The 24,756-nt window shown below is 37.7% G+C and carries 31 protein-coding genes; 11 read left to right on the top strand and 20 right to left on the bottom strand.

Features of this window, described 5'->3' with window-relative positions:
* Window positions 1–85: 85 nt before the first annotated feature.
* The 16 genes from AAKU52_RS10165 to AAKU52_RS10090 form a co-directional block, all read right to left on the bottom strand.
* Complete coding sequence (locus tag AAKU52_RS10165; RefSeq protein ID WP_354332988.1) at window positions 86–463, bottom strand: hypothetical protein; 378 nt, start codon at window positions 461–463, stop codon at window positions 86–88.
* A gap of 367 nt (window positions 464–830) precedes the next feature.
* A complete protein-coding gene (locus tag AAKU52_RS10160; RefSeq protein ID WP_354332986.1) occupies window positions 831–1,403 on the bottom strand; it encodes an alpha/beta hydrolase in 573 nt (190 codons plus the stop codon).
* Between the two features lie 134 nt (window positions 1,404–1,537).
* On the bottom strand, window positions 1,538–2,752 hold the full coding sequence (locus AAKU52_RS10155; RefSeq protein WP_354332984.1) for a DUF3570 domain-containing protein: 1,215 nt from the start codon (window positions 2,750–2,752) through the stop codon (window positions 1,538–1,540).
* A gap of 12 nt (window positions 2,753–2,764) precedes the next feature.
* On the bottom strand, window positions 2,765–2,995 hold the full coding sequence (locus AAKU52_RS10150; RefSeq protein WP_354332981.1) for a DUF4266 domain-containing protein: 231 nt from the start codon (window positions 2,993–2,995) through the stop codon (window positions 2,765–2,767).
* A 3-nt stretch (window positions 2,996–2,998) separates the two neighbouring features.
* The gene (locus tag AAKU52_RS10145; protein WP_354332979.1) at window positions 2,999–3,940 is read right to left on the bottom strand and encodes an FAD:protein FMN transferase; all 942 of its coding nucleotides are present in this window, start codon (window positions 3,938–3,940) and stop codon (window positions 2,999–3,001) included.
* Window positions 3,940–4,374, bottom strand: a complete 435-nt coding sequence (locus tag AAKU52_RS10140) for a thioredoxin family protein (protein WP_354332977.1) — start codon at window positions 4,372–4,374, stop codon at window positions 3,940–3,942. The genes AAKU52_RS10145 and AAKU52_RS10140 overlap by 1 nt, the downstream gene beginning before the upstream one ends.
* 80 nt (window positions 4,375–4,454) lie before the next feature.
* On the bottom strand, window positions 4,455–5,729 hold the full coding sequence (locus AAKU52_RS10135) for a sensor histidine kinase (RefSeq protein ID WP_354332974.1): 1,275 nt from the start codon (window positions 5,727–5,729) through the stop codon (window positions 4,455–4,457).
* A 2-nt stretch (window positions 5,730–5,731) separates the two neighbouring features.
* Window positions 5,732–6,403 (bottom strand): response regulator transcription factor, encoded by a 672-nt coding sequence (locus AAKU52_RS10130; protein WP_354332972.1) that lies wholly within the window; start codon window positions 6,401–6,403, stop codon window positions 5,732–5,734.
* A 159-nt stretch (window positions 6,404–6,562) separates the two neighbouring features.
* A complete protein-coding gene (locus tag AAKU52_RS10125) occupies window positions 6,563–7,219 on the bottom strand; it encodes an N-acetylmuramoyl-L-alanine amidase (protein WP_354332970.1) in 657 nt (218 codons plus the stop codon).
* Window positions 7,219–8,799, bottom strand: a complete 1,581-nt coding sequence (locus tag AAKU52_RS10120; protein ID WP_354332968.1) for a SusD/RagB family nutrient-binding outer membrane lipoprotein — start codon at window positions 8,797–8,799, stop codon at window positions 7,219–7,221. Before AAKU52_RS10120 ends, AAKU52_RS10125 begins: the two co-directional genes overlap by 1 nt.
* Before the next feature lie 12 nt (window positions 8,800–8,811).
* A complete protein-coding gene (locus AAKU52_RS10115) occupies window positions 8,812–11,865 on the bottom strand; it encodes a SusC/RagA family TonB-linked outer membrane protein (RefSeq protein WP_354332966.1) in 3,054 nt (1,017 codons plus the stop codon).
* Window positions 11,866–12,222: 357 nt separating this feature from the next.
* A complete protein-coding gene (locus AAKU52_RS10110) occupies window positions 12,223–13,506 on the bottom strand; it encodes a dicarboxylate/amino acid:cation symporter (RefSeq protein ID WP_354332964.1) in 1,284 nt (427 codons plus the stop codon).
* A gap of 379 nt (window positions 13,507–13,885) precedes the next feature.
* A complete protein-coding gene (locus AAKU52_RS10105) occupies window positions 13,886–14,782 on the bottom strand; it encodes an alpha/beta hydrolase (protein WP_354332961.1) in 897 nt (298 codons plus the stop codon).
* An 81-nt stretch (window positions 14,783–14,863) separates the two neighbouring features.
* Complete coding sequence (locus tag AAKU52_RS10100; RefSeq protein ID WP_354332959.1) at window positions 14,864–15,244, bottom strand: RNA recognition motif domain-containing protein; 381 nt, start codon at window positions 15,242–15,244, stop codon at window positions 14,864–14,866.
* Window positions 15,245–15,324: 80 nt separating this feature from the next.
* Window positions 15,325–16,410 (bottom strand): formylglycine-generating enzyme family protein, encoded by a 1,086-nt coding sequence (locus AAKU52_RS10095; RefSeq protein WP_354332957.1) that lies wholly within the window; start codon window positions 16,408–16,410, stop codon window positions 15,325–15,327.
* Window positions 16,411–16,418: 8 nt separating this feature from the next.
* Window positions 16,419–16,643 (bottom strand): hypothetical protein, encoded by a 225-nt coding sequence (locus tag AAKU52_RS10090; RefSeq protein WP_354332956.1) that lies wholly within the window; start codon window positions 16,641–16,643, stop codon window positions 16,419–16,421.
* A gap of 596 nt (window positions 16,644–17,239) precedes the next feature.
* Here AAKU52_RS10090 and AAKU52_RS10085 point away from each other — a divergent pair.
* The 5 genes from AAKU52_RS10085 to AAKU52_RS10065 all read left to right on the top strand — a co-directional run bounded on the left by AAKU52_RS10085 (window position 17,240) and on the right by AAKU52_RS10065 (window position 18,342).
* The gene (locus AAKU52_RS10085) at window positions 17,240–17,461 is read left to right on the top strand and encodes a chromate resistance protein ChrB domain-containing protein (protein WP_354332954.1); all 222 of its coding nucleotides are present in this window, start codon (window positions 17,240–17,242) and stop codon (window positions 17,459–17,461) included.
* Window positions 17,428–17,556, top strand: a complete 129-nt coding sequence (locus tag AAKU52_RS10080; protein ID WP_354333090.1) for a hypothetical protein — start codon at window positions 17,428–17,430, stop codon at window positions 17,554–17,556. Before AAKU52_RS10085 ends, AAKU52_RS10080 begins: the two co-directional genes overlap by 34 nt.
* A gap of 8 nt (window positions 17,557–17,564) precedes the next feature.
* Entirely contained in the window at window positions 17,565–17,672 is a 108-nt protein-coding gene (locus tag AAKU52_RS10075) for a hypothetical protein (protein WP_354332951.1), read from the top strand.
* Window positions 17,673–17,801: 129 nt separating this feature from the next.
* Complete coding sequence (locus AAKU52_RS10070) at window positions 17,802–17,987, top strand: hypothetical protein (protein WP_354332948.1); 186 nt, start codon at window positions 17,802–17,804, stop codon at window positions 17,985–17,987.
* A gap of 28 nt (window positions 17,988–18,015) precedes the next feature.
* The gene (locus tag AAKU52_RS10065; protein WP_354332946.1) at window positions 18,016–18,342 is read left to right on the top strand and encodes a DUF1259 domain-containing protein; all 327 of its coding nucleotides are present in this window, start codon (window positions 18,016–18,018) and stop codon (window positions 18,340–18,342) included.
* 152 nt (window positions 18,343–18,494) lie between these two features.
* Here the strand turns inward: AAKU52_RS10065 and AAKU52_RS17535 are convergent, their stop codons facing one another.
* The gene (locus AAKU52_RS17535) at window positions 18,495–18,785 is read right to left on the bottom strand and encodes a hypothetical protein (protein ID WP_502931026.1); all 291 of its coding nucleotides are present in this window, start codon (window positions 18,783–18,785) and stop codon (window positions 18,495–18,497) included.
* Window positions 18,786–18,958: 173 nt separating this feature from the next.
* Here AAKU52_RS17535 and AAKU52_RS10055 point away from each other — a divergent pair, with 173 nt between their 5' ends.
* The 3 genes from AAKU52_RS10055 to AAKU52_RS10045 all read left to right on the top strand — a co-directional run bounded on the left by AAKU52_RS10055 (window position 18,959) and on the right by AAKU52_RS10045 (window position 20,855).
* Window positions 18,959–19,633 carry an SRPBCC family protein gene (locus tag AAKU52_RS10055; RefSeq protein ID WP_354332940.1) on the top strand — a complete coding sequence of 225 codons (675 nt, stop codon included), beginning with the start codon at window positions 18,959–18,961 and terminating at the stop codon, window positions 19,631–19,633.
* Window positions 19,634–19,670: 37 nt separating this feature from the next.
* Window positions 19,671–19,823 carry a lmo0937 family membrane protein gene (locus tag AAKU52_RS10050; protein WP_354332938.1) on the top strand — a complete coding sequence of 51 codons (153 nt, stop codon included), beginning with the start codon at window positions 19,671–19,673 and terminating at the stop codon, window positions 19,821–19,823.
* Between the two features lie 360 nt (window positions 19,824–20,183).
* Window positions 20,184–20,855 carry a DUF6766 family protein gene (locus AAKU52_RS10045; RefSeq protein ID WP_354332936.1) on the top strand — a complete coding sequence of 224 codons (672 nt, stop codon included), beginning with the start codon at window positions 20,184–20,186 and terminating at the stop codon, window positions 20,853–20,855.
* Window positions 20,856–21,008: 153 nt separating this feature from the next.
* Here the strand turns inward: AAKU52_RS10045 and AAKU52_RS10040 are convergent, their stop codons facing one another.
* Window positions 21,009–22,166 carry a zinc-dependent alcohol dehydrogenase gene (locus tag AAKU52_RS10040; protein WP_354332934.1) on the bottom strand — a complete coding sequence of 386 codons (1,158 nt, stop codon included), beginning with the start codon at window positions 22,164–22,166 and terminating at the stop codon, window positions 21,009–21,011.
* A gap of 332 nt (window positions 22,167–22,498) precedes the next feature.
* Between AAKU52_RS10040 and AAKU52_RS10035 the strand changes: the two genes are divergently transcribed.
* The 3 genes from AAKU52_RS10035 (at window position 22,499) to AAKU52_RS10030 (ending at window position 23,098) form a co-directional block, all read left to right on the top strand.
* Window positions 22,499–22,651, top strand: a complete 153-nt coding sequence (locus AAKU52_RS10035) for a hypothetical protein (protein WP_354332932.1) — start codon at window positions 22,499–22,501, stop codon at window positions 22,649–22,651.
* Window positions 22,620–22,748: a hypothetical protein gene (locus AAKU52_RS17530; RefSeq protein ID WP_502931025.1), complete on the top strand. Its 129-nt coding sequence runs from the start codon at window positions 22,620–22,622 to the stop codon at window positions 22,746–22,748. The genes AAKU52_RS10035 and AAKU52_RS17530 overlap by 32 nt, the downstream gene beginning before the upstream one ends.
* Window positions 22,749–22,930: 182 nt before the next feature.
* The gene (locus AAKU52_RS10030) at window positions 22,931–23,098 is read left to right on the top strand and encodes a hypothetical protein (RefSeq protein ID WP_354332930.1); all 168 of its coding nucleotides are present in this window, start codon (window positions 22,931–22,933) and stop codon (window positions 23,096–23,098) included.
* A 37-nt stretch (window positions 23,099–23,135) separates the two neighbouring features.
* Here AAKU52_RS10030 and AAKU52_RS10025 read toward each other — a convergent pair whose 3' ends face one another.
* Together AAKU52_RS10025 and AAKU52_RS10020 are read right to left on the bottom strand one after the other, a co-directional pair.
* Window positions 23,136–23,531: a hypothetical protein gene (locus AAKU52_RS10025; protein WP_354332928.1), complete on the bottom strand. Its 396-nt coding sequence runs from the start codon at window positions 23,529–23,531 to the stop codon at window positions 23,136–23,138.
* A 154-nt stretch (window positions 23,532–23,685) separates the two neighbouring features.
* Window positions 23,686–24,630 (bottom strand): RraA family protein, encoded by a 945-nt coding sequence (locus AAKU52_RS10020; protein ID WP_354332926.1) that lies wholly within the window; start codon window positions 24,628–24,630, stop codon window positions 23,686–23,688.
* Window positions 24,631–24,756 lie beyond the last annotated feature (126 nt).

The raw sequence follows: 24,756 nt of genomic DNA, 5'->3' as shown, positions 1-24,756 counted from the left end.
TGTTTTTGAAATAAACAATACAAAGTTCACCCGAGTAGCATGTTTTACTGCTGATCAGGTAAATAAGAAAAACTGGAAATAAAGATTATGCTCTTGGGGGCTTGAAGAGGCAGCCTTTTGAAGGATTATAATGTTCGGGAACCTTAGGATTGATTTTTATAGCTGCAAGTATGGAAAATTGAACTTTTTCTAATACCGTATGATGAACAGGAATGGCAAATGGAATAATCGAATGAACTTCGATTTTCTTAAAAGGAAGTTCCATATCCTCCTTATAATCGCTGTCGATAATTTCATCACCTATATAATGCATCACGATGAAGTCAATAACATCCACCCTGTTGTCTAAGGCTTTGTGTTGTATAAAATGGGAGACAAGGTTTGGTATTTTGAAAACCTCTATTAAATAGGTATTCAAAATAAGTATTGGAAACAATACAATGAGGCATACTTTGTTCACCATGCAAATATAAGTCTCAATATTTAAAAAACAAGGGTATAAGTCTATTGAATGTTTACAAATAAGCAGGCTATTAGAAAACCTAAAATAGGGTAGCATTCTAATGAATTGAATCCTGTTACAAACTTAGCCTATCGGTTAGGGTTAACGCAATGTTAACGCAATGGTAACGCAATGTTTGCCCAATGTTAACCCAATTAATAATTGTGTAAACATTGGGTAAAAACTGCAGGAATGTTGGTGGAATGTTAAGGCGTATCAAAGCTTAAAGGGAGCCAAGTAACTCCAATAGTTCTATACACCTAAATTTGAGGATTTCTTAAAAATTTAAAAGCTTAAGATTACTAGTTAGCAGCAAGCGGCATTTTGCTTAGATTTTTTTTCCGATTGCCTCAATTTCTTTAAGCAACAACGGAAAGGCAGGTTCAGCCATGCCTCCATGATCATATCCCTGGAGCTGAAGTAAACGTATTTCTTTATGGCCTGATAACTTCATCATGCGAAGGAGGTAGGCATTTTCTTCATAACGACCTAGCAATTCCATTTCTGCGTCTCCAGTAATCAAAAGTGTTGGTGGAGCATCGGCTCTAACGAAATAAAGCGGTGCATATTTATCAATAATTGGTTGTGTATTTTTGATCCCGTTTTCTTCCCTAATGGTGAAATGGGTGATTGCCTGGCCACTAAAAGGGATCAATCCCGCGATACGATTTGCATTTACAGCGTACTTTTTTAAGTAACTTTTATCAAGAGTAATCATCATGGCCAAATAGCCTCCAGCAGAATGTCCGGATAAAAATAGCTGTCTGGCATTTCCTCCATAACTTTCAATGTGCTGAAAGGCCCAGGTCACTGCAGCAGCAGCATCCTCTATATAAAAAGGCGCCTTTATTTTAGGAGATAGCCGGTAGCCTACACCGATAACTGCATAGCCCTTTTCCATTTCTACTTGGTGCAAGGGACACCTGGAACTTCCATGTTGGAGATTAGAATTACCTTAATCTAGCGCGCAAAACACTATGGTCATGAAGAAGAAATACTTCCACCAACATGAAACCATAAATTATTGTTAAAACACTACTTAAACTTCAAATTTAAACTGATGATGTTCGAGGTCAGTTTTGTAGACCTGCTATAATGACCATACCTCAGTTCCAGCATATTTAAACGCTGCAAGCCAAAAACCCCTTTTGGTGGCGACAAACGGATTCCAATTCCATAAAAATCACTATTCAATGTAGAAAGATCATAGTCGCTGGTAAAATAAGCTGCTTCCGGGTTATGCTGCCCGTAAGGAGCGAAATACTTAGTTCCGGTCTGCTTATTATAGCGGTAAAAAGGACTCACAGAAATGAATGAACTCAGCTTTACAGGCACTTCCAACTCTGCTGTATGAGCTCTGATTCCCCAGTTATCCATGTAATAACGGTAAAAGGCACGGACGATAAAGCGATCATCAGGAAAATAATTAAGTCTTAGGGCAATCGGTAATTTATACCGGCTATTAGGTAAGGTTTCTGCGCGCATAGAGCCATCAGTAAAATAATTACGTTGATATTTTGTGGCCAACAAGCCGTGCTGGTAGGCTGGCTCGACAATTACAGCCGCTTGCAACCGTTGATTAATTACCTGTGAAAGAGAAAAAGAGGTGCTAAAAGAATTCCGCGGACTAGTACCTCCTCCGGATTCTTCATTCGATTTTCCATTACCAGTTCTCAGCTCAATTGGCAGGATAACAGTCCAGCTATCTAAAAAAGCCTGCAATTTAAAGTCAAACTGCGTATTTTTATTATTCGACAACCTTGTCAGGTTAAAAGCAGCCCCCATGGACTGGTAATCGTATTCACTAGAATAAGAACCTGTAAAACCAAAAGAATTACCAGTAGTCTCGTTAGATTGTGACCAGTTTATGGAAGGGTAAACCCTGGTATCAGCACTTGAAGCTGATGAAATAGTGCTCGGATCTATTTTATCAGAGGATGCCGAAGAGTAATGGTCTATACCTATTTCAAACAGAAGGGTATTCTTTCTGCCATTTTTATTTAATTTAGAAACCTGCACATCGAAAGTATTGGCAAAGTCAGTTAGCTTTTCAGTACCTATCCCGCCTGTGACAGCCGAGTTATTGCCATTTTGATGGTAATAAGAAGATACAAAGTTAACCTCGTCTAGTTTCAGCTTGCTCGATTTATAATTTGTACTGTCTGCAATAGCTATTTGCGATTTGCTTTGTGCCTTTACGCCTATTATGCCAAAAAGCATTAACGCTACATGTAAGTAGATCTTTCTCATAATAAAAAGCGATTAATTACAACCACAACCACCGCCACTTTTACCACCATTGGCACCCGAGGCCCCTTCGCGATATAGTTGAAAATTTTGCTCAAACTTTTGCACCTTTCTGGATGACAAGGTCATTTCAGCATCGTTCAACTTATTTTTTTGATAAGGCTTAACACTACTGCAAGCGCTAATTAAACTGATTGTGGTTATTGCGGCCAGGAATTGGAAAATCAACTTCGTTGAGGATTTCATAAATCAGTGTTTGATATTAATATTGTGTGAGGTAAATACATTGTTATCATCATCAATGATCATACAAGCAACATGCTTTATTTGATTGATCAAGTTCAGGCCTACTTTAACCCCCATTACCATAACTGGAGTAGCCAAGGCGTCTGCCAGTTCCGCACTAGAACAAAGGATGCTTACGCTTTTCACGCCACAAACCGGGAGGCCGGTTTTCGGGTCGATGGTATGTGAATATTTCTTGCCGTCGATGATGGCATATTTTTCATAATTTCCTGACGTAGCTACCGACAAATTACTAATATTAAAGGAAGAAAAAGCCCTTTTTTGCTGGTTAGGATCCGCAATACCGATGGTCCATGGTTTACCGTTAAGTTGCAAACCCCAGGTAATCAGATCGCCTGCGGCGTTAACGATACCACTTTTAATTCCAAGGCTTAGCAAAACTTTCTTTGCCCTATCTGCAGCATAACCTTTGCCAATACCACCAAAACCTATACGCATTCCTTTATGGCGTAACATTATGGTGGAGTTCGCTGAATCAACTATTACATTTTTATAATTAATTAAACCCACAGACTGCAAAGCAGTTTCATTATCAGGAAGAGTGGTCATGTTAACATCAAAGTTCCACAGGCTTTTATCGATCGACCCATAAGTAATGTCAAATGCCCCTTGGGTAAGCTCAGAAATTTTCAAGGAACGCTGTATCAGTTGTACAACTTCAGGAACTACTTTAACTGACCTTAAACCAGCAAAAAGGTTAATTTCATTCACTTGGCTGCTCTCCCTAAAAGTTGAAAACAAGGCTTCAATTCTTTTGACTTCCTCAATGGCAGCATCTATGGCAAAGTCACCTGTTTGATTATTTTCGCTTATTACTGTAAAACCAAACCTATTGCCCATTAATTTCACCACCCTGCTGCATGATACCTGAGCTAAAACCCCCATTATTTATCTAATTGGAAAGCAGCTATTTCGGCCACAAATTTTTCAGGACTTTCATTTGGAAAGCCGTCCCATGCCTTCAATACTTTCCCCCTTTCATCAACAAGCACGGTATAAGGGAATTTACCATCAGGATTATAACGTTCTGCTAAGGCTTCATTGAGCTTGATTTGTTCTGCAGGTAAATGGTTCTTTTTCTGTCTTGGAAAATCTGCCCGGACAAGTAAAAGATGATTAGCTGCATAATTTTCAAAAGTTTCTGTAGTCAGGATTTCATTTTTGAGCCTGATACATGGGCCGCACCAATCGGATCCGGAAAAATTAACCAATACTAGTTTATGGGAAATATTGGCTTGTTTAAGTGCTTCATCAAAATTGCCTATCCAAGTGAGCGAAGGCAGCAGGAATGCTAAGATTGATACAAAAAGTATTTTCATAATAATTATATTATTAAACAAATATCCATTCAAATTCTGTAGACATTATGAAGTTGAATGTTAATTTATGTTAATACACGTCATTGTTGCTGACGATCCTTTTTACAAAAATTAATGGTAAAACAATGTTGTTGTTTATTGTATTCGTAGTTGAAAGGAAAGTCATTGCGGTTACATACCTGTTTTAAGATGGCTAACCCCATTCCTGTACCATCAGAAGCATTATCTTTATAGAATCTTTCAAATATTTTTGCTTTATCTAATTCACTTTGCTTTCCTGTATTACAGAAAATCAGGCTATTTTGATTTAACGTGATATGGATGGTGCCACCATCATAATTGTGCCTAATAGCATTACTAAAAAGGTTATTGACAAGTATTTCAAACAACTGCCTGCTAGCAAATAGTGATGCTGGTTTAAGAATGGTGATGAGGCTTAAATTCCTCTTTTGTACTAGCTCCTGAAAATAAATGATTCTTTGTTCAATAATTTCAACAACATCAATATTTTCCTGGTCGTTCATTAAATTATTATCAATTTTAACCAGTAATAAAAGGGACTGGTTTAGCTTGGTTAACCTTGAAGTAGCTTGATACAGATCTACTAATGTTTCACTTTCTTCCTTATCCAGGTTGTTGGATTGCAACATGGTATCCAATTTAGAATTGATAACTGCAAGCGGGGTCATCATTTCATGAGAAGCATTTTCTGTAAACAATTTTATTTCTTTATAATCAGACCTTACCCTAAGGGATATATCCAGGAAAGCATCATTAAGGTACTGGAACTCCTTAATGGGCGTATGAATTGTTTCAAAGGCACTATCCTGACTTAAATTAAAAGATTTGATATTTTCCAGCAGTTTGGTGAAGGGGCTCCACAAACTTTTCATCACAATTTTATTTATAAAAAAAAGCACCAGCAAAAGCAGCATAACCGGTAAAATTATGATCAGTAATATGCTTTTAATCTGCTCTTCCCTTTCAACTTTTGAGGCAATAATTAAAACAAGATACTGTTGTCCATTAAGCAATACATTAGTTTTAAGATACCTGGCAGATTCTTCTAAACGCTTTTTGGGATTGAAGTAAGTGGTATCAGAAAAGATCCTGGACTGTTTTTTTTGAGTTGTTTTTTGATATTCGATCACTAAATCATCAAAAAGATAAGGAGCGGGCAATATATTGCTATTGTGGCTATAATCCTTCACTTCCATCAATTCTTCTTCCAGGTAGCGGTCGATCTGGCTATTTAGATAAAAACTAAGCGTTCTATAAAAAAGCAAACCGATAACTAATAAACCAAGTGAAGTAATGAGGAGAAGGATGCTGTTGTAGCGGGTAAATAATTTCATGCTTATTGAAATTTATAACCCACCCTATAAACAGATTGAAAATAGTCTTTACAACCTGCATCTGTTAATTTTTTTCTGATGTTCTTAATGTGGGTGTACATAAAATCAAAGCTATTTGCCATGTCTGCATCATCACCCCAAATATGTACAGCCGCAGCCGCCTTGGAAATGACTTTTGATTTGTTGGTTACAAAATACAAGAGCAAATCAAATTCTTTTTTAGTTAAGTAAACCTGAATATTATTGATGGTAACTTCTTTTGCACGAGTATCGATTTCTATTTCGTTAAATACCACATAGGCATTGCCATTAAAACTTCTACGGCGAACAATTGCCATTATCCTTGCATTAAGTTCTGAAAGATGAAATGGTTTAACCAAATAGTCATCAGCCCCAAGGCTAAGACCTTCGATCCGCTGTTCAATGGAATCACGAGCAGAAATAATCAATACTCCATCTTCCTTTGTTCGCTTTTTCAGAAATCTCAACAGATCTAATCCCTCACCATCAGGTAAACCTAAGTCAAGCAAGATACAATCATAATCATAAATGGCGATTTTTTGATAAGCATGATCAAATGTTGAAGCCACATCACAAACATTACCTTCACCAGTTAAATACTGATGAATACTTTTGCAAAGACTCTCCTCATCTTCTATGATTAGCAATTTCATAGTGTAAATATGAGATTAAATTCTGAAGACATGCTGTAGTTAATAAAATAGGTATCGCAGACAATGGCATTTACTGTTTCAGCCACAAGGGTATTTACTACAAATGGCAGCCGCGTATTGAAACGCGGCTGCCATTTGTAAACAAACATCTTTATAATTTTATGGAGCTCCTTTTAATTTCAGGTCTGCTGTTCGCTTTCTTATTTTTTTCATAAAGCCTATCCCCGGATCGGTTTTGGCTGTTTGATAAGTAGAATCAGTTTCCTTCCATAAAGGGGTACTTCTAAAAAGGTTGTATTCATAGTGACCAATCAGGTATTGAATATCATACTTTTTTTTCAGGTACCGCACTAATTGTTCATTTGCTTTAAGTTGTGCTTTAGTAAGTGGTGCATTTTCACTTCCAACATTCTCAACCCCAATGGCACAATAATTTAAGCCAATTACATGGCGTGCAAAAGCTGTGTCGGGTAAAAGTCTGAATATTGTACCATCTCTATCAATCAAGAATTGCGAAGATACATTTAAGGCGCTTGCTCCTGCTATGCCTGCTCTACTGCTTGGCAAAAGTGAAGGCTTGAATGCATCGTAAGTTCCTTCAATTGTAGGAATTGCCGTCCAGTGAAGCACAATCATTTTAGGGTTTATATAAGCTGAATCCTGAACTATGCCATGTCTTTTTGCCAAATACTCCACTGAAAGTTTTTTCCGCTCTGCATCAAATACAACAGGTTTATCTAATATCCTAAAAGTTTGGGCAGCACATGATTCCATAAGGAACAAGAGCAGTATGCTTAATTTTATGTAGTTTCTCATTAAGGTTGGTTCCACCATACAGGAGTTAATAATCTAGTTTTTTCGGTGTTATCACCAACATTTTTAGGGTTTCTGGTTGCCTCATTGGTTTCATAGACCATCGCCTGTATCCAAGGGTCATTGTCGTTGGCCGAGAAAATAGTCGTATTGATATTCAATGGTTTTTTAAGACTAGGGCCATAAATATCCTTGCTGTAATCCATTCTGCGCATATCTACCCAAGTTTCATTATTTAAACATTGTGTAATGTATTTCTGGCGCATGATATGACTTAAGCCTTGAGTAAGATTTACAAAATGTGCAGGTAGGCCATCTGCAAGCTGTGCAGTCCAATAGGCATTAATATCTGCAGTAGTCACTTTCAATTTCCTCATGTTTGCTTTAACACCTGATTCGTAAGCAATTAATGCACCGCCCACATCGCCGGAACGAAGTTTTGCTTCTGCTTCAATAAGTTTAACTTCAGAATAAGTAATAAATGGGAAAGGAGAAGTGGTATTGGTATAAAAACCGCTTTTAGAAAAAGAACCATAATCGGTTACCGCAGTTTTTGTAGCGTCACCATTTTGCCCATTGGCCAAAATACCCTGTCCGCCAGCAAGTGAACCACCAGACCTTAAACCTCTGTATTTCCCATCAGATGCTGCTGGAAGCATAATTTTAGCAATACGAGGATCCTGATATAAGTTATTAGTAACTGGGAAACTGGTTAACATATTTACAAAAAACTGGCTCCAGGTAAAGTATCTCGGATCTGTTGTACTGGTAAAACCACCCCAGCTAGACCATGGGTTTTCATCTGTTTGCAAAGCACCCGCTATGCTGGCAAATTGTGCATCCATATCATCGGCATTGAAGGAATTTTCTGCCGCTTCAATAATTTTAGCAGGATTATATAGCGCTGTTTTTTTGGTTAAGTGATTCAGGTAGCGCGCTTTTAAACCATAAGCAAAACGTTTCCATTTACTTGCATCACCCTGGTACATGATATCCCCGTTTTTAGAGTTCAGTTCTGCTGTTGTATTGGTTTGCCCAAAAGCAACGATAGCCTCATCAAGTAAAGTTTGTATACGGTCGTAAGCAGTTTTCTGGTCATTAAAAGTGGGAACAAGCTTAATCCCTGATACGCCATCATAAAAATCATCGACTATAATTGAACCGTATTGATCAGTCAGCATTCCTAAGTTTAAAGCAAGCAAAGTTTTCCCTGCCCCTACAAAATGAGGGTTCCCTTCCTTTGTACCCAGTGTAATTAAATCGACACAGTTAGGCATAGCGAAAACATAGGCATTCTGCCAAAAAAAATAAGAGGCACTATAACGCCATTGCTCAGCATTTCTATTTGTACCGGTATTTAATTTTGTTGTTCCGTACTGCACTAATCCAGCAATTTCTCTGGAACCGCGCCACATAGACGCACCATTAGTAGTTGTAATGGCACCTACCAGACGATTGGCAGCTGTTACTTCTGTAGGATTATTTGGATCGGTATTGATATCCATGTATTTTTTACAGGATGTATTAACTGTTAAAGCTGCAATGCTTAATACCGATATTGCTTTAATATATAATGTCTTCATAATTGATAAAAATTAAAATGATAACCTCAAACCGAAATCAAATCCTCTGGTAGCAGGGATACCAAGATTGTCAAAGCCAAATGATCCAGAACCATTTACCCCAGCACCACTTCCTGAAACTTCAGGATCTACACCAGTATAATTAGTGATAAGGATCAAGTTACGTCCGGTAACAGAAACCTGTAAATTAGAAAGTCCGATTTTTTTAATCATTGGTTTTGGAAGACTACAGCTTACAGTAGCATAACGCAAGCGGTACCAACTTCCATCTTCAACGAAATCATAACCCTGTTTGCTATACAGCGTCTGGTAGTAATTTTGATCTAAGTTTACAGTTTTTGTGTTCGCAAGACCAGTGGATTCAATAATACCGTCAAACACTTTAGTTCCCCTATCGAGGGTTTTTGTACTTGTACCAGAATAGACCATTGCATTACCCGTATTATTAAAAATATCTCCACCACGGCGAACGTCAACCATAAAAGATAAGGATAGGTTTTTATAAGTAAATTGGTTGGTAATACCGGCAGTAAAATCAGGATTTCTATCTCCAATAACTTGCAGTGCAGGTGCTACCTGAGGGTAACCATCGTTATTCAACAATAACTGACCACTAGTATTGGTTTTCCAAGTAGAACCATTGATACCGAACAAAGAACCATTTAGGAAAGCAGCGGCCTGTGCTACATTAGCACCACCTACAGCAACCCAGGCATCAGAAAGTTCTATTCTATCCAATTCTCCAGGCAATGACTTAACTGTTGATTTATTTTTGGCGAAGTTAATATCCAATGACCATTTAAAATCTTTGCGTACTATAGGTTGAAGGGTTAAGATAGCTTCAACACCTTTACTGTTTATAGATCCACCGTTTAAATATGCCAGAAAAGCACCCGATGAAGGAGCAGTACGAGTAGCCAGAATCTGATTATCTGATGTTGAATTATAGTAAGTAACATCTAGTCCTACTCTGCTGTTAAAAAACCTTAGGTCAGTACCAATTTCGATTGAGTTGGTAAATTCCGGATTTAGCAAAGGATTACCATAATAAGCGCCAGAGTTTAAAACAAATCCTCTTGGATTGATGGTAGCACTATTAGTGGTGGTACTTAATGTAGTAGCAAGTACGTGTGGTGGTGCATCTTTACCAACGCGTGCCCATGATGCTCTAATTTTTCCAAAAGAAAAGATTTCATCATTAGTTTTTAATCCCATCTCTTTCAATATTTCAGAGAACAAAATGGAGGTACTTATTGCAGGATAAAAGAAAGACCTGGCCTCTTCACGTACTGTAGAAGACCAGTCGTTACGTCCGCGAAAATTTAAATAAACCAAGCCTTTGTAGTCCATATTCAAATCAGCAAAAACGCCCATAATTCGTCGTCTTTGGCTGTTATTAGAACTTGTTCTTGAGGTTACCAAGGTGTTATTTAAGGAAGGAAATGATGGATCGATAAATCCTAACCCTGTAGTTGTTACGCCTTCATAAGAAGTTGACTCTAAGTTGTGACCTAAGGTAAGGCTTGTATTAAAATCACTCCAAAAAGTTTTTTTACCGGTTACCAATAAAGTTGAGGTAGTTACCTGATTTCTGGATAAAACATCGGAGATTGCACCAGTTTCTTCACCAACTACTGTTGTTCCTGCGCCTCTAATGCTATTGAATTTTTCACTGTAGAAATCCGTTCCTAAACGATAAGTAACATTCAGGAAAGAAAAAGGATCATAAACAACATTTCCATTAGCAATTACCCTGTTCACTTTATCGGTTACAGGTTTAAAATCACGGCTCCAATAAGGATTATCAATACCAGTTAATGTGCGCTGACTTCCATTTGGATTTAAATGAACGCTCATATCATCACTTGTAGGCCATAGTATACCACCCATGGCGCCAGAGCCACTACCCTGCAAAACAAATTTTCTATCGGATTCTACATAATTTATTGTACCACCAACTTTCAGTTTGTCAGAAACCTTAGTATCACCGCTTAACCTAAATGATTTACGTTTATAGCTGGTATTTTCTACAATTCCATTTTGGTATAGCAAACCTGCAGAAGCATAAAAGGTAGTTTTATCATTACCTCCACTTGCAGAAACGTCATGTGTTTGTGAAAAACCATTTTTAAAAAAATCACCTATATTATCATAAACAACATCTCCGGAGTTGAATGCTGGTCCCCATGAACCTGTCGCTGTAGAATTAGCCACGCCAAATTCACCTTGTCTAAAAGTAGATTGAATTTCAGGTAATTTATTCACCGTGTCGAAGGAAAAGTTATTAGAGTAACTGATTTTTCCAGCACCAGATGCACCTTTTTTTGTTGTAATAACAATAGCTCCTGATGCGGCGCGCAAGCCATATAATCCAGCTGCAGAAGGACCTTTTAAGACTGTTATACTTTCAATGTCTTCAGGGTTGATATCAATTGCCCTGTTAGAGGAAGGTGCAGCACTAGCAACAAGACCGCCTTGTGAAACCGGGGTACTATTATCGATAGGAATACCATCAACAATAAAAAGTGGTTGATTATTACCGCTTAGAGAGGAACCACCACGAATATTAATACTAGCTGAAGAGCCTGGGGCACCACTAGAATTATTTACCTGCACACCAGCCACTTTACCCTGAAGGGCATTTACAACATTTGCCTGATTAGATTCAGTAATTTCTTTAGCCTTTACATTTTGAGTAGCATAGCCAAGAGATCTTACTTGTTGTTTTACACCAAAGGCAGTAATTGCAACTTCATTCAGCCCTTGGGAGTCTTGTTTTAAACTGACGCTAATTGTTGTTGCAGTGGCACCAACAACCTTCTCTTGATCCAAAGTACCAATAAAGGAAAAGATAAGAGTTTGTCCGGCATTAACTTTTAATGTATAGTCACCATCATTGCTGGTCATTACACCAGTATTGGTTCCTTTAATTTTAACTGTTACTCCTGGAAGGGGTAATCCATCCTCTGCTGAGGTCACTTTTCCTTTTATCACCTTTTCTTGTGCCAAAACGGGTAAAGAAAAGAGTAAAATGGATAAAAAAAACAAAAGTAGATTTTTTTTCATTTTTAATTGGTTTAGGGTTTGATTAGTCAAATAACCAATTTATGTAAAAACAAAACCGCACAAAAATGCACAACATCATCTAAAAACACAATTATTGGCTAATAATTTCGTAAAAATAATTATAATTATCAATAATCAGGATTTTTTTCAAAAATAACACGCACAAACCAGCATAAAATTAAAAGTGACCAAAAAAAAAGAATATTCAACCCAAAAAATTAATTTCAAACTATCGGAGACGGTGAAAAACAAGAAATAATGGTTAACTAATTGATTTTTCAGGTACCAGCACCTAACAATTTTCCATGAGAGATTAACTCAAGCCTGTGAAATGGCAGAAAAAAAAGCGAGATCCTATTATTCTGAAGTTTTTGGTGTTAACGAATTTCCGGAAATTTTATTAATGACAACTGCAACCATGGCATCACCAGATACATTTGTTACAGTTCTGAACATATCTAAAGGCCTATCAACAGCAATAATTAAAGCTATTCCTGCGGGATTGATATTGATTGATTCTAAAACAATCACCAGCATTAATATTCCTGCGCCGGGCACAGCCGCTGTACCAATTGAAGCAAGTGTTGCTGTCATTAGAATCGACAATTGTTGCATCAAACTTAAGTCGTAGCCAAGAACCTGTGCTATAAAGACGGCAGCTACCCCCTGGTATAAACTTGTTCCATCCATATTGATGGTAGCCCCTATTGGTAAAACAAAACTACTAACTTCTTTATGTACACCAATTTTTTCTTCCACACATTCCATCGTTATTGGAAGCGTTGCCGCGCTAGAACTTGTGGTAAAAGCAACCAATTGAGCCGGAGCTAAATTTTTATAAAACAAAATAGGATTTGCACCGCCCCAGAATTTCAATAAAAAAGGATAAATTAAATAGACAAGTAAAACCAATCCTAAAATTACAGTAAAGCCATAGGTTGCTAATGCCTTAAAAATATCCGCTGAAGGAGATTCTGCAATTAACGATGCCATTAAGGCAAAAACACCATAAGGGGCAAAAAGCATTATGATATCGACTATTTTCATAATCACATCATTAGCACCTTCAAACATCTTTTTTAGGTGGACTGTTTTCACTTCAGGCAACAAAACCATACTTATACCAAATAGCAGCGTAAAAAATATAATTTGGAGCATATTTCCATTATAAGAAGCTGAATACATTAGGTTTTCTGGAACAATATCTACTAAAACTTGTAAAGGACCGTGAGTTTTTGCGGAGGAGGCTTGTTCTATCTTTTCATTCGTATTCTGACCAAAGGTACTCAGCATTTCAGTGCGGGTTTGCGCTGAAATAAATCGCCCTGGTTTAATAGTATTAACTAAAATTAATCCAATCGTTATGGCTAAAACAGTGGTTAATAAATAGATCCCGATAGTTTTAATACCCATTTTTGAAAGCTTGTTGATATCCTTCAAATCTGTTACCCCTTTTATGAGGGAAACAATGATAAGTGGAATAGCTATCAATTTTAAAAGGTTTATAAAGATTGTGCCAAAGGGCTTAATCCAATCCAGGATAAATTGATTCCCCCAGTTAAATTGAATTAATAAGACGCCAAACAGGACCCCTAAAATAATTCCGATCGCAATTTGCCAGTGCATCTTAATTTTTTTCATAAAGTTATTTTAGAAGCTTCCCAACTTAAGGATTCATACAGATGGAGTAAAAACAAATATACTCCGAATGAAGTATTATTTCATAAATAGGGAAAACCAATGTTAATATTTCAATAAAAACATATTTAAATCACCCCAATTCAATATTATATTGGAGAGCCAAGGCTATTTTGGGATAAAGTATTTAAAATAATTGATTTTCAAAAGCTATTTTTCAGTTTAAGCTTAAAAAAATGAAAACTGATTGATGGTTTACTAACTATTTAGATAAAGGAATAGATCTTAAAATAATTTATAAAAAAATACAATGTTGCCTTGCGGCAAGAAAAATTTGATAATACTTAAATTTTAATGTAGCTAAGGCGATAGCTCAATTTACCTAATTAAATACATATTGGTGTAAGGTTGGTTTACCTTTAATAAGACCCAGGGAATAGAGAAAATGATCTGCTTCTTTTAATGTTTCTAAGAAATATGTATTTTTTCCTATTTTATGATAATTAAAAAATCCGTGTCCCTGACCTTCGAATAGGAACAAATCACATTTGGTACCTACAGCTTCGATTTTGCTTTTATAAAGTTTTGCGGTTTCAATTGGGACGAATTTGTCTTTAGTACCAAAAAAAAGAATAGTTGGTGCAGCACCAATTTTAATATTATGAATGGGTGAAATCTCTGGATACCCTTCTCCAATACGTTCATAACCATAACCGCCAGGTCCATTATCAAAAACCGGATTAAATAACACCAATGCCACAGGTTTTGTGCTAATGGCCAAATCATCTCCTGCTTCATCCACATTGAGCAAGTCGCAGGCTGCTGCCAGATGCCCCCCTGCCGAACCACCTGAAGCAACGATTTTAGTGGAGTCTATATTCAAATTTTTACTATGGATTTTTATGTATCTCAAAGCTGACCGTGCGTCTTTCACCGCTTCAAAAGGAGACGTTTTATTTCGGGAAAACACCCTATAGTCGGCCAATATTGAAATCATCCCTCTTGATGAAAAATACCGGGCATGTTGTTCAAACTGGTTTATACTACCGCTATTCCAGCCACCTCCAAAGAAGAAAATAATAGCAGGATATTGTTTATTTTTTTTATACCCTTGGGGATAATATAAATGTAATTTTAAATCAACAGTATCAATTTTTTTATAAGTACGTTTTTTAATCAACAATGAATCGGTATTTAACCTTTTTTGTGGAGTAGAGGCATATAAAAAGTTGACTTGTAAGAAAATCAGTAATAAAAATGCCGCTGGTTTTAAAAACATACACATATTATTAGTAAGTAAAATAGTATTTCAGAAAACGATCATCGCTCCTTACTATGCCATGGAACGAAGTTTGAATTTTCAGTTGAGTGGCTTCACGGAGTCTGAAACCAATTTTCTAGGACGCTTGGTTTTAAATTTACTGCTGTCGTTAACATTGCCTGGAGTTTCCTCGTTATGAAAACGGTTAGTTTTAAAGGCACGCGGTTTTTCAGCCCTGCTTTCGTCTGCGAGTTTAACGGTAATCTTTCTTCCCTGAATTACCTTTCCATTTAAAGCAGCGATTGCCCGATCTGCACCAGTCTGGTCTTCCATTTCAATAAACCCATAACCTTTATGCAAATTGGTAAATTTATCGGTAAGTAAATGTATGCTATGCACCATGCCCTGGATACTGAACATTTCGATCAATTCTGCTTCCTGTATATCCAGTGGGTAGCCCACCACAAATAATTTAATCATAAAATTTATTTAGTTCCCAAATTTAACATTTAATCTTCCAATAAAAGAAGAGGCCATATTACTATTTCATAGAAAAAAATCTATTTAACACCTCTAAAACCTACATTACTTAAACTTGAATCATAGGTACTTTTCATCCTTCGTGAAGAACGATAACCTGAACAATAACTGTCATTACACATAAAAGAACCTCCACGAGTTACTTTTTTAGGAGCGTAAGGTTCTTCTGGATCATAACTTGATGCCGGTCCTTTTGGATCCTTTTCACCTTTATCATTTTTATAGGCATCGGGGTGATACCAATCCGCGCACCATTCCCAAACGTTTCCAGCCATATCACACAGCTGATAGCCATTAGCTGGAAAAGATTTAACGGGAGATATACCTACATAGCCATCCCGCTGTGTATTTTTATCCGGAAAACTTCCCTCCCAGGAATTGGCTTTTGGTTTACCCACATTAATAGGTTCATTACCCCATGGATAGATATTATCCTTCAAACCTCCCCTTGAGGCATATTCCCACTCTGCTTCTGTAGGCAAACGTTTACCTGCCCATTTACAATAGGCAAAGGCATCATCCCAACTCACATGAATTACCGGAAAATTATCCTTCCCTTTGATCGTGCTGCCTTCTCCCTCTGGCTGTTTCCAATTTGCATCAGGCACCCAAGCCCACCATTGAGAATAATCATTCAAATTAACTGGATGATCTGTAGGCATAAAAACCAATGAAGAAGGAACCATAACACTATCAGGAGGTTTTGGGGTACCAGGAGGCACTGCTAACTTCAACAGTTCCCAATCTGGTTTTCTTTCCGCTGTTGTAATATAACCTGTCGCAACTACGAACTTTCTAAATTGTGCATTGGTTATTTCATGTGTGTCCATGTAAAAGGAAGAAACAGTAACGCTATGTTTTGGAAACTCATCTGCAGCAGCCTGCTCATTATCCCCGCCCATCATAAAAGTACCTCCTTCAATAAATACCATTCCTTTTGTAGAGGTATCCCCACTAAAATTTATATCATTAGCGCTAGCTTTTATATTATTTGGCCCACGACTACTCACTTCATCGTTTTTTTTGCCAGAACCACTGCAGGAAAGACACAGCAGAACTACAGCAGCGTAAAATAATGGTTGGATATCTGACGACTTCAATTTCATATTAAGAATTAGGGCTTTTTATATTTCACTTTCGATAATGTATCAAGATGAACTACAGGGACATTAGTTTTTAGCGCAAATCTTGCTGGTGTTTTGCCTGTGCAACAACTGGCTTTTTTTTGTGGAATAGCAGTATTTTGAGCAGGAGCGATAGTTTTGGCACGTTGACAGCTGAAGAAAGTCAGCCCAGAGAGGATGAACACTAAAATGTACAATTTAACAAATCTTTTCATCTGCATTATTTTTTACCAATTTTATTATTTGGCAATTTAAGTTTCCTTCTGAATTTATCGTTATAAAAAATAAATTATATCAGCTTATATTTATTTGAAAGATATAGGTCGATATAATTTATTAATTCCGATTTCAAATCAAAATAGGTTTTTACAATTCTAAACGAATCAAAATCGGCATTACCTTGAATCATTGGTTTTAGTTGTTCTTGTTCCAAATAAGCCGACTTTGGCACCAATCCATTGTCTTGGTTCTGCTTGAAAAAATCCCCCTGCATTTGTATAATGAGTTCCATCAATACTATCTTTCCATAAAATACGTTCAATTTTTCATTCGTTAAGATGTTATTACTCTTTAATCGCTTTTTTAAAAGCGATTAAAGTTTTTGATGAGTAATCGTACAATGATCCTATTGTTTAATGAGAAATACTATAAATAATTTATTGGTATTTTTTTATCCAAAAAAATAATTCACCCTCTAATATTAGATCATAGAATAATATTTTAGACTAACAATTTCAGCTTATTGATCTCAATTTTTTATGTTAACAGATTAAAAATTAACACTAAGTTTGATCTATATTTATTAAGATAAATGAACTGGATCACCCGAGAAAGACCAAAAATTGACCGTATCGACTGTCCCTGGCTCATCAAAAATTTCATTGATAAGGATGCTTGTTTTTATTATGTCCCCTTTGATCAGGTTATAGAAAAAGCTAATCAACTAAATGCCACCCCGTTTAATGTTCCCGGAGTTGAGCTTACCCACCGAAATAGTTTATGTACCTTTCACTTACCAAGAATTATAAAATAAATGATTCTACTTTAGAGGCTATGGCACCCATTGTAAGAGGCGCAGAAACAGACACTCATCATCTTGCTACCAAGCATCCGGTTTATGGGCAATAGCAGCTGGTATGGCTTATAACATTAAAGATGATCTGGAGTTGTTTGAAGCGGGAACAGTAATTTATGATGCCTTGTATTCCTGGGCCAAGCACCTGCAAAATATAAAGCATACTTAACTCCCTCACAATACAAAAAGAACACTCCAAAAGGTAAAATCCATTCTAAGTGTTAAATCCGTTCTATTATCCTATCCCTAACTTCAATAAATTTGTATAACAATTTACAAAACATTTCAATCACCAGATATGGAAAATTCAGGCTTCACCCGTCGCAACGCACTAAAGATAACTGCTGTTCTTGGTACAGCATTACTGAAAGGAATTGATAAAGTTAGCGCGCTTTCTTTAACAGCAGAAAAAACGCCACCACTTTCAGCATCCAAAATTGCTTCAATTGAGACAGCATTAAGCAAAAAAGGAACTAGAAGCTGAGTTTACACACCTCACGCCACTGCCAAAAATGAAGATCAAGGGTGAGCCAATTCCTATCCCTTTTGGTTTTGGGGGTTGGGTCGCTTTCAAAAAAACAACAGATGGTAAATCTGCAATGGTTATAAGTGACACCGTATTGTTACAGGAGGAAGTTAATCCTCTAATCTGTGCCGCTCATGCCAACGGACTTGAAATTGCAGCTATACATAACCATTTCTTTTATGAAGAGCCACGCATTTTTTACATGCACATACATGGTATGGGCAGTGTTGAAGAACTGGCAAAAAAATATGCAGATACCATCCGGAACAGTAAACTTTTCCCTACCAATCAGCCCCCGCTTCTTCTACACTAGCAGTGATTGGAAAGGAGAATTTCAATATTCCTTCATTGGACGCTATTGTAAAATATACCGGAGTTGTGAATGGCCCAACTTACAAATATACTATTGGACGCAGCGATCTGAGAATTATAGCTATGGGTGTAGAAATGAGGTCATCAATTGGCCTAAACAGCTGAGCCTCTTTTACAGGCAAACAGGATGATGCCCATATCGCTGGTGATATTGCCATGTTGCAACATGAGGTAAATGATGTCATCCAGGTATTGCGCAAAAACAACCTTGAAGTTGTTGCTGTAAATAATCACATGCTCGGTGATGATCCGCATATGATCTTCCTGCACCCGCAAGCTGCCCATCAAAAGCGAAAGCTGCTTTATATTGCCAATCCTCACGCTTGGAGGGAATTGCACCAGCAGGCAAACTTTTTTAGCACCCACAAATGAAATTACCTCCAATCTTCAGTTTTCCCTCATCGACTAATGTAGGGATAAAAGCCCAGCCTTACACTTATTTGAGAATTTAAACCCTTCAAACAGTTGAAAACTTGGAATGTTTCAAGAAAGAATTCTTCATGATTATCAAAACCAATACGTGCTAGTTTTGTTCTTTATTACGAAAAACAAAAGCTATGAGAAACGAAAACATAGATAAAGGCGAACGAATAGTTTCCCTGCTGGCCGGAAGCTGGCTGCTTTACAAAAGCATCAAAAAAATCGGCAAACATCCATTCATGGGATTCCAAGGTGCAGCAGTTGGTGGACTGATGCTTTACCGCGGAGCAACCGGCATCTGCCCAGTCTACAAGCAGCTGGGCATAGACACAACCGACCCCCAGGCAATAAATATCACCGAACATATTACTGTCAATGCACCCATAGGCAAAGTATATGCTTTCTGGAGAGAACTTTCCAACCTTCCTAAATTCATGAAACACCTGAAAAGCGTTGAGGAGATCAGTGATGGTACATCTTTGTGGAGTGCCAATACGCCAGGCGGACTTCTAGACCTGAAATGGAATGCACAAATCACGCGGGAAGAAGATGGTGTATACCTAGGGTGGCAATCTATGGAAGGATCAATGATTGACAATGCAGGCAAAGTGGAATTCAAAGAAACCCTCAATGGTACAGGGACCGAATTACACATTGAAATCGACTATTTCCCACCAGCAGGAAGTGTAGGCAGAGGCATCACCTCCTTGTTCAACGGCATATTCGAAAGTATGATACGGGAAGACATCGAGAACTTTAAGACCTATGCAGAGGCTGCTGATTTCATGGAATATGCAGGTCTGACTAATTAAAAATTAACAAATTATTTACTTATATAAAATCAATAACATGGGAAACTTACTTTATACCATTGCCGTAATTCTGTTACTGATCTGGGCGATCAGCTTCTTTGGCGGATTTTACACCGGCGGACTCATTCATATACTGATTGTAATTGCAATTATATCGGTTATTATAGGTGTGATCCGAAGGGCAGCCTAAATAAAAAAATGTAAAGAGGTTGTATCATTTATAAAATAATGAACAACCTCTTTTTCCCCTCCTATTGCATCAACAGTAAACTCATCCAGTTTTATCATTAAAACCCTTAAGAACTCTGACTATCATTGGCCTGTTTTTAAAAAAGTTTGATATCTTCTACTAGGCCAACAATGCCGCTTTTACTTCGTGAGCACTTTTACTCCTTTTCAAGATAACCCAGAAAAAATTCTACCTTCTTTTCATTGTTCCCGCTGAATGACGCCACTTAAACTGTCGTGTATGAAGAAGACTTCAAATCAGCTCAATTGTTACCCGCTGAAGTTGAGCAGCCCGAAACATTAACCTTTTGTAAATTTAAACATGAAACCACATCCAATTAAACGCTCCTACTTTTATCGTAACGGGCTAACCATTGTTTTTCTCCTTTTGTTTATCATCACGCTCGGTGCCCAGGCCTTAACCGGCTGGAAACAGCACAACCTGGACTTAAAAGAAGCAAAGACACAAGAAATTGGCTTAGGCATTTACCTGAAAAGCGGGCATTTCACATCAGCTACTTTCGAAAACTTTGAAAGTGAATTCCTACAAATGGCCTTATATGTCATGCTCACCATTTCCTTAAGACAAATCGGATCTGCAGAATCCAAGAAGCTGGATGAAGCTGAAGAAGTGGACCGCAAACCTCAACCCAATTCAGATGCCCCATGGGCAGTAAAAAAAGGCGGCTGGATTCTGAAAGTCTATAGCAATTCGCTTTCGATCTGCTTTGTAATCCTATTTTTTACTAGCTGGGGATTACACTTATATGGAAGCTGGGAAAACCACAACGTAGAGCAAATTGCCAAACACCTGCCCAGAGCAACCGTAATGGATTACCTGCAACAACCAGAGTTCTGGTTCGAAACCTTTCAGAACTGGCAAAGCGAATTCTTGTCAGTAGCTTCAATTGTATTTTTCACCATATACTTACGACAGAAAGGCTCCCCAGAATCAAAACCAGTTGATGCCCCAAACCTGGAAACCGGTAAATAGTCAAAGAACAATCCACTCAAATACATCGAAATGGGAAGCCATATCTGCAAATCCCTGGTAAAATGCATGTGGAGAACTCATGTTATTTATTTGCCCTTTATAAGCATTATCTCAGCAATTATTTCTGACTTGCTGTATTTATATACTCCTAGCTTAAGGTTTTAATACTACTTTCACGCAATCCTCCTGCTTTTGATCAAAAATTTTATAGGCATGCGACACCTCGCTCAGTGGCAAAGTATGGGTAATGATATCATCCAGTACAACTTTACCTGCGGTGACCAATTCAATTAGCTTATCAATATGGTTCAGCACCGGCGCCTGTCCCTGTTTAATCGTTAAACCTTTATCAAAAATCCTGAACAAAGGGAAATTGTCATATGGGCTTCCATATACACCAAGAATGGAAACTGTTCCACTCCTTCTGACCGCTTCAAAACACATGTCCAGAACTTTCATGCTACCCTTTTCAAAATTGATCGTCGCTTTTACCTTATCCGCAAAACTGCGTTCCGGTTCAAAACCAACCGCATCAATACAGACATCAGCACCCCTTCCCTGGGTCATTTCCCGAATTGATTCCACCACATCTACTTTATGGGGATTTAGTGTATCCACTTTATTGACAGCTTTTGCTTTTTCCAATCTATAGTCCAAAGGATCAATCGCAATGACGCGGCTTGCTCCATGCAACCAGGCCGCCTTCTGCGCCATCAATCCAACTGGACCTGAGCCAAAAATAGCCACCACCTCACCTCCTTTCAACTGTGCCCAATCTACACCAGACCAACCCGTAGGAAAGATATCTGTTAAAAACAGCGCCTGTTCATCAGTAATGTGATCTGGAATAACCCTTGGACTGACATCAGCATAAGGCACACGCACGTACTCCGCTTGTCCTCCTGAATAACCACCATATAAATCCGTATAACCAAACAATCCAGCACCCTTCTGATCCATCAAATCCCCATTAGGTCCATAATGCTTGTAATTAGAATTCTCACAGCTTGGCGAAGCCCCATGATTACAGAAAAAACATTGCCCACAGGCAATTGGAAAAGGCACCACTACCCTGTCACCCCTTTTCAGGTTTTTAACCTCTGCGCCTACTTCTTCCACAATGCCCATAAACTCATGTCCCATCACCATATCGGTTGTTTGCGGAACAGCGCCGCTGAGAATGTGCAGATCAGAACCGCAAATTGCAGTAGAAGTAACTTTTAAAATAATATCCGTGGCCAGTTCAATCCTCGGGTCGGCTACAGTAGTATAACTGATATCGCCGGGTTTGTGAAATACTGCTGCTTTCATACTGTCTTTTTTATAATAGACAATGTTAACACCCTGAAAAATAGATTGTTTTAAATAAAATAATTTAACATTTTCAGAAATAAAAATCCAATTTTAATGTTAAGCCAGATCAGCACCGCATCCTTCACAATTTATCATCTCCCGAAAGAATGGCTGTTCAGCTTTTAAAGAATTCAACTAGGTTTGAAACTCGTATTTTCATAAAAATGATGTTAAGGACTCACTGTAAATGGAATAGGTAACCTGAACAAATGATGCCAAGACACTTTTATTCGCCTTAAATTAAAACCATACCGACTGGGCGTTGTTCTTTTGCTAAATACCTAAGAAATATGCTTACCGTAATTGAGAATTTACCCGACCATATATTTGGTGTAAGTGCCCATCTCGAAGTCACCCAAGAAGACATGAAACCTCATCGCCGGAATAAAACACTTTACAGACTGGAAAAAAATGGCTATTATCACCAATCAGAAAGCCATTGAAAAATTCACGGACATTTTCAGTTACTTAAGTCCAGGTAAAGTAAAAGGTTATGAACTGGATGAACCTCAACAGGTCTGGTTAACCCTAAAATCCTAATCCCATGAGCAAAATTAAAAACCTGATTGCCGGCCTAGCCGGTGCAATAGCTATTTTGGTGGTGATATCTACAAACAACAGACCCGTACAAGGCTACCCTTGCGGGAGATATTCTGGGAAACTCCTTATATTATAGCCTCCTAGATGCCGGCAACCCTAAATACCTCTGGCCAAAAGTAGCCATGATGGGACTAAGCGCGGGAATCGGTGTTATTACTTCACCAGAAGCCATAGGAATTGATCTGGAGCCAGTAGCCAAAAACAATCAGATTAAAGCCCTTACCGTTGGCTATTACGTGCTGAGTGCAGTATTGACAGGGCTGGTATTGAACCTGCTCAAAAAACACTGATGCGCCCCCCTTTCATCAATTGACAATTAAACACCTTTTACCAGCGCTCTGTTGCTCCATTAAACATCTGATTTGCTCCATTCGCAACCTGCGCATTTAAAACATTTGTTTTCTGTTGATATTTCAGAAAAGCGGCTCCGTTTCCACCTGCTTTATAGCTGATAAAACTGCCTTTACCCTGAATTTCGTTTGTACCAAACTTTTGATATAATGAAATTATCTGAGCAAGCATTTCCTTATCATGGTTAACTAATGCAAGTTCTGTCATTCCCTGCAACAGTAAACTACCTTGGTATGTACCCAGATCGGTTTCCGACAAACCTTTATTTAATACCTTTTGCGCTAAATCTATCGTCTTAATCTTCTCTTGAGATTGGGCATTAAACGAGAAAAGACACAACATCGCAATCTTTATTATAATAATTATTTTCATCGGTATATAGTTGTTTTTTGTCTGTTATGAAGCTACCATCAACTTATTCATTGCTGTTTTGTGAGCTGTAAGCTGATGATGGTTTCATGCTTATTTTTTTTGATTTACAATTACAATATGACTTACTTAAGGTAAGGCTTTGCGTTTAGCACTTTTAAAAATTTCTTGTTTGGAGGTATTTATCCAAATCTTCTTTTGACATAGGCAATTTACCCTTGTAGTTATTCGCCCAGTCCCTGAAATCTTTTTTTATTTCATCAGTCCATTTACTATCTATTTCACCAGCAGTATACTTATTTTCTTTGATACGTTGCTGACCAAACACATCAAAAAGTGCAGTAACCTCTCCAGTCAATACAATATCTTCTACCAGGTGGGCAGGAATAAAAAGTACCCCATCTCTTTTAGCCAATACAGCATCTCCAGGCAAAACAATAGCTTGTCCAATACGTATTGGTGCATTTATTGATGTTAACATGGTTTGTCGCATATATGAAGGATGTGACCCTTTGGTCCAACCATTAAATCCTTTAATTTTACGAAGGTCTTCCATATCCCTTACATTTCCATAAAACACTACACCTCTTTGTGTTCTTTCGAAAACTCCACTTCCCAGATTAGATCCTACTATAGTACCATAAGAGGGTTTACAATACCCGTCAGCAACATAAATATCCCCTATTGTTAAGGTACTGATGGCCCATGATGTTGTAGCTAAATTATAAGCCTTTCCCTCAATTTTTCCCTGCGCTCTTACTTGTTTATCCAAATCCGGCCTTGTTGGCGTAAACTGTGCGGTAACTGCCCTTCCAGTCATTGTTGTTTCCTCCTCAGGATTGATAATAGTCCAATCACCTTCAAATTGATTCGGGTACCCTCTTTCAATCAATTCTGCCCAAGCCTCTTCCAAAGTAACATTTTTCAGTCTTTCGAGTATGCCATCAGATACTTTTGGCCTTCCATCTTCAAAACGTTCACCTTTCCATTCAGCTGTTAAAGCTTTAATATATGCTGAAGATGAGCTTACATTTTGGGCATTGGTTACAAAACTAATACAGGTTAGAACTGTCAATAATAAAATGAATATATTTTTCATCATCTTTATTCGTGAATTTTAATATTTATATTTTGTAACTACTCAGGTACCTCTATGATGAAGCAATAGTCAAGAAAGCATTTAAGATGGCCTGCTCATTTTTCTTGCAGGTGTCGGTAATAGAACGCA

This window comes from Pedobacter sp. CG_S7 (assembly GCF_040544395.1).
In the GTDB taxonomy this organism is placed as follows: Bacteria; Bacteroidota; Bacteroidia; order Sphingobacteriales; family Sphingobacteriaceae; genus Pedobacter.
This window is presented reverse-complemented; position numbering and strand designations above follow the sequence as displayed.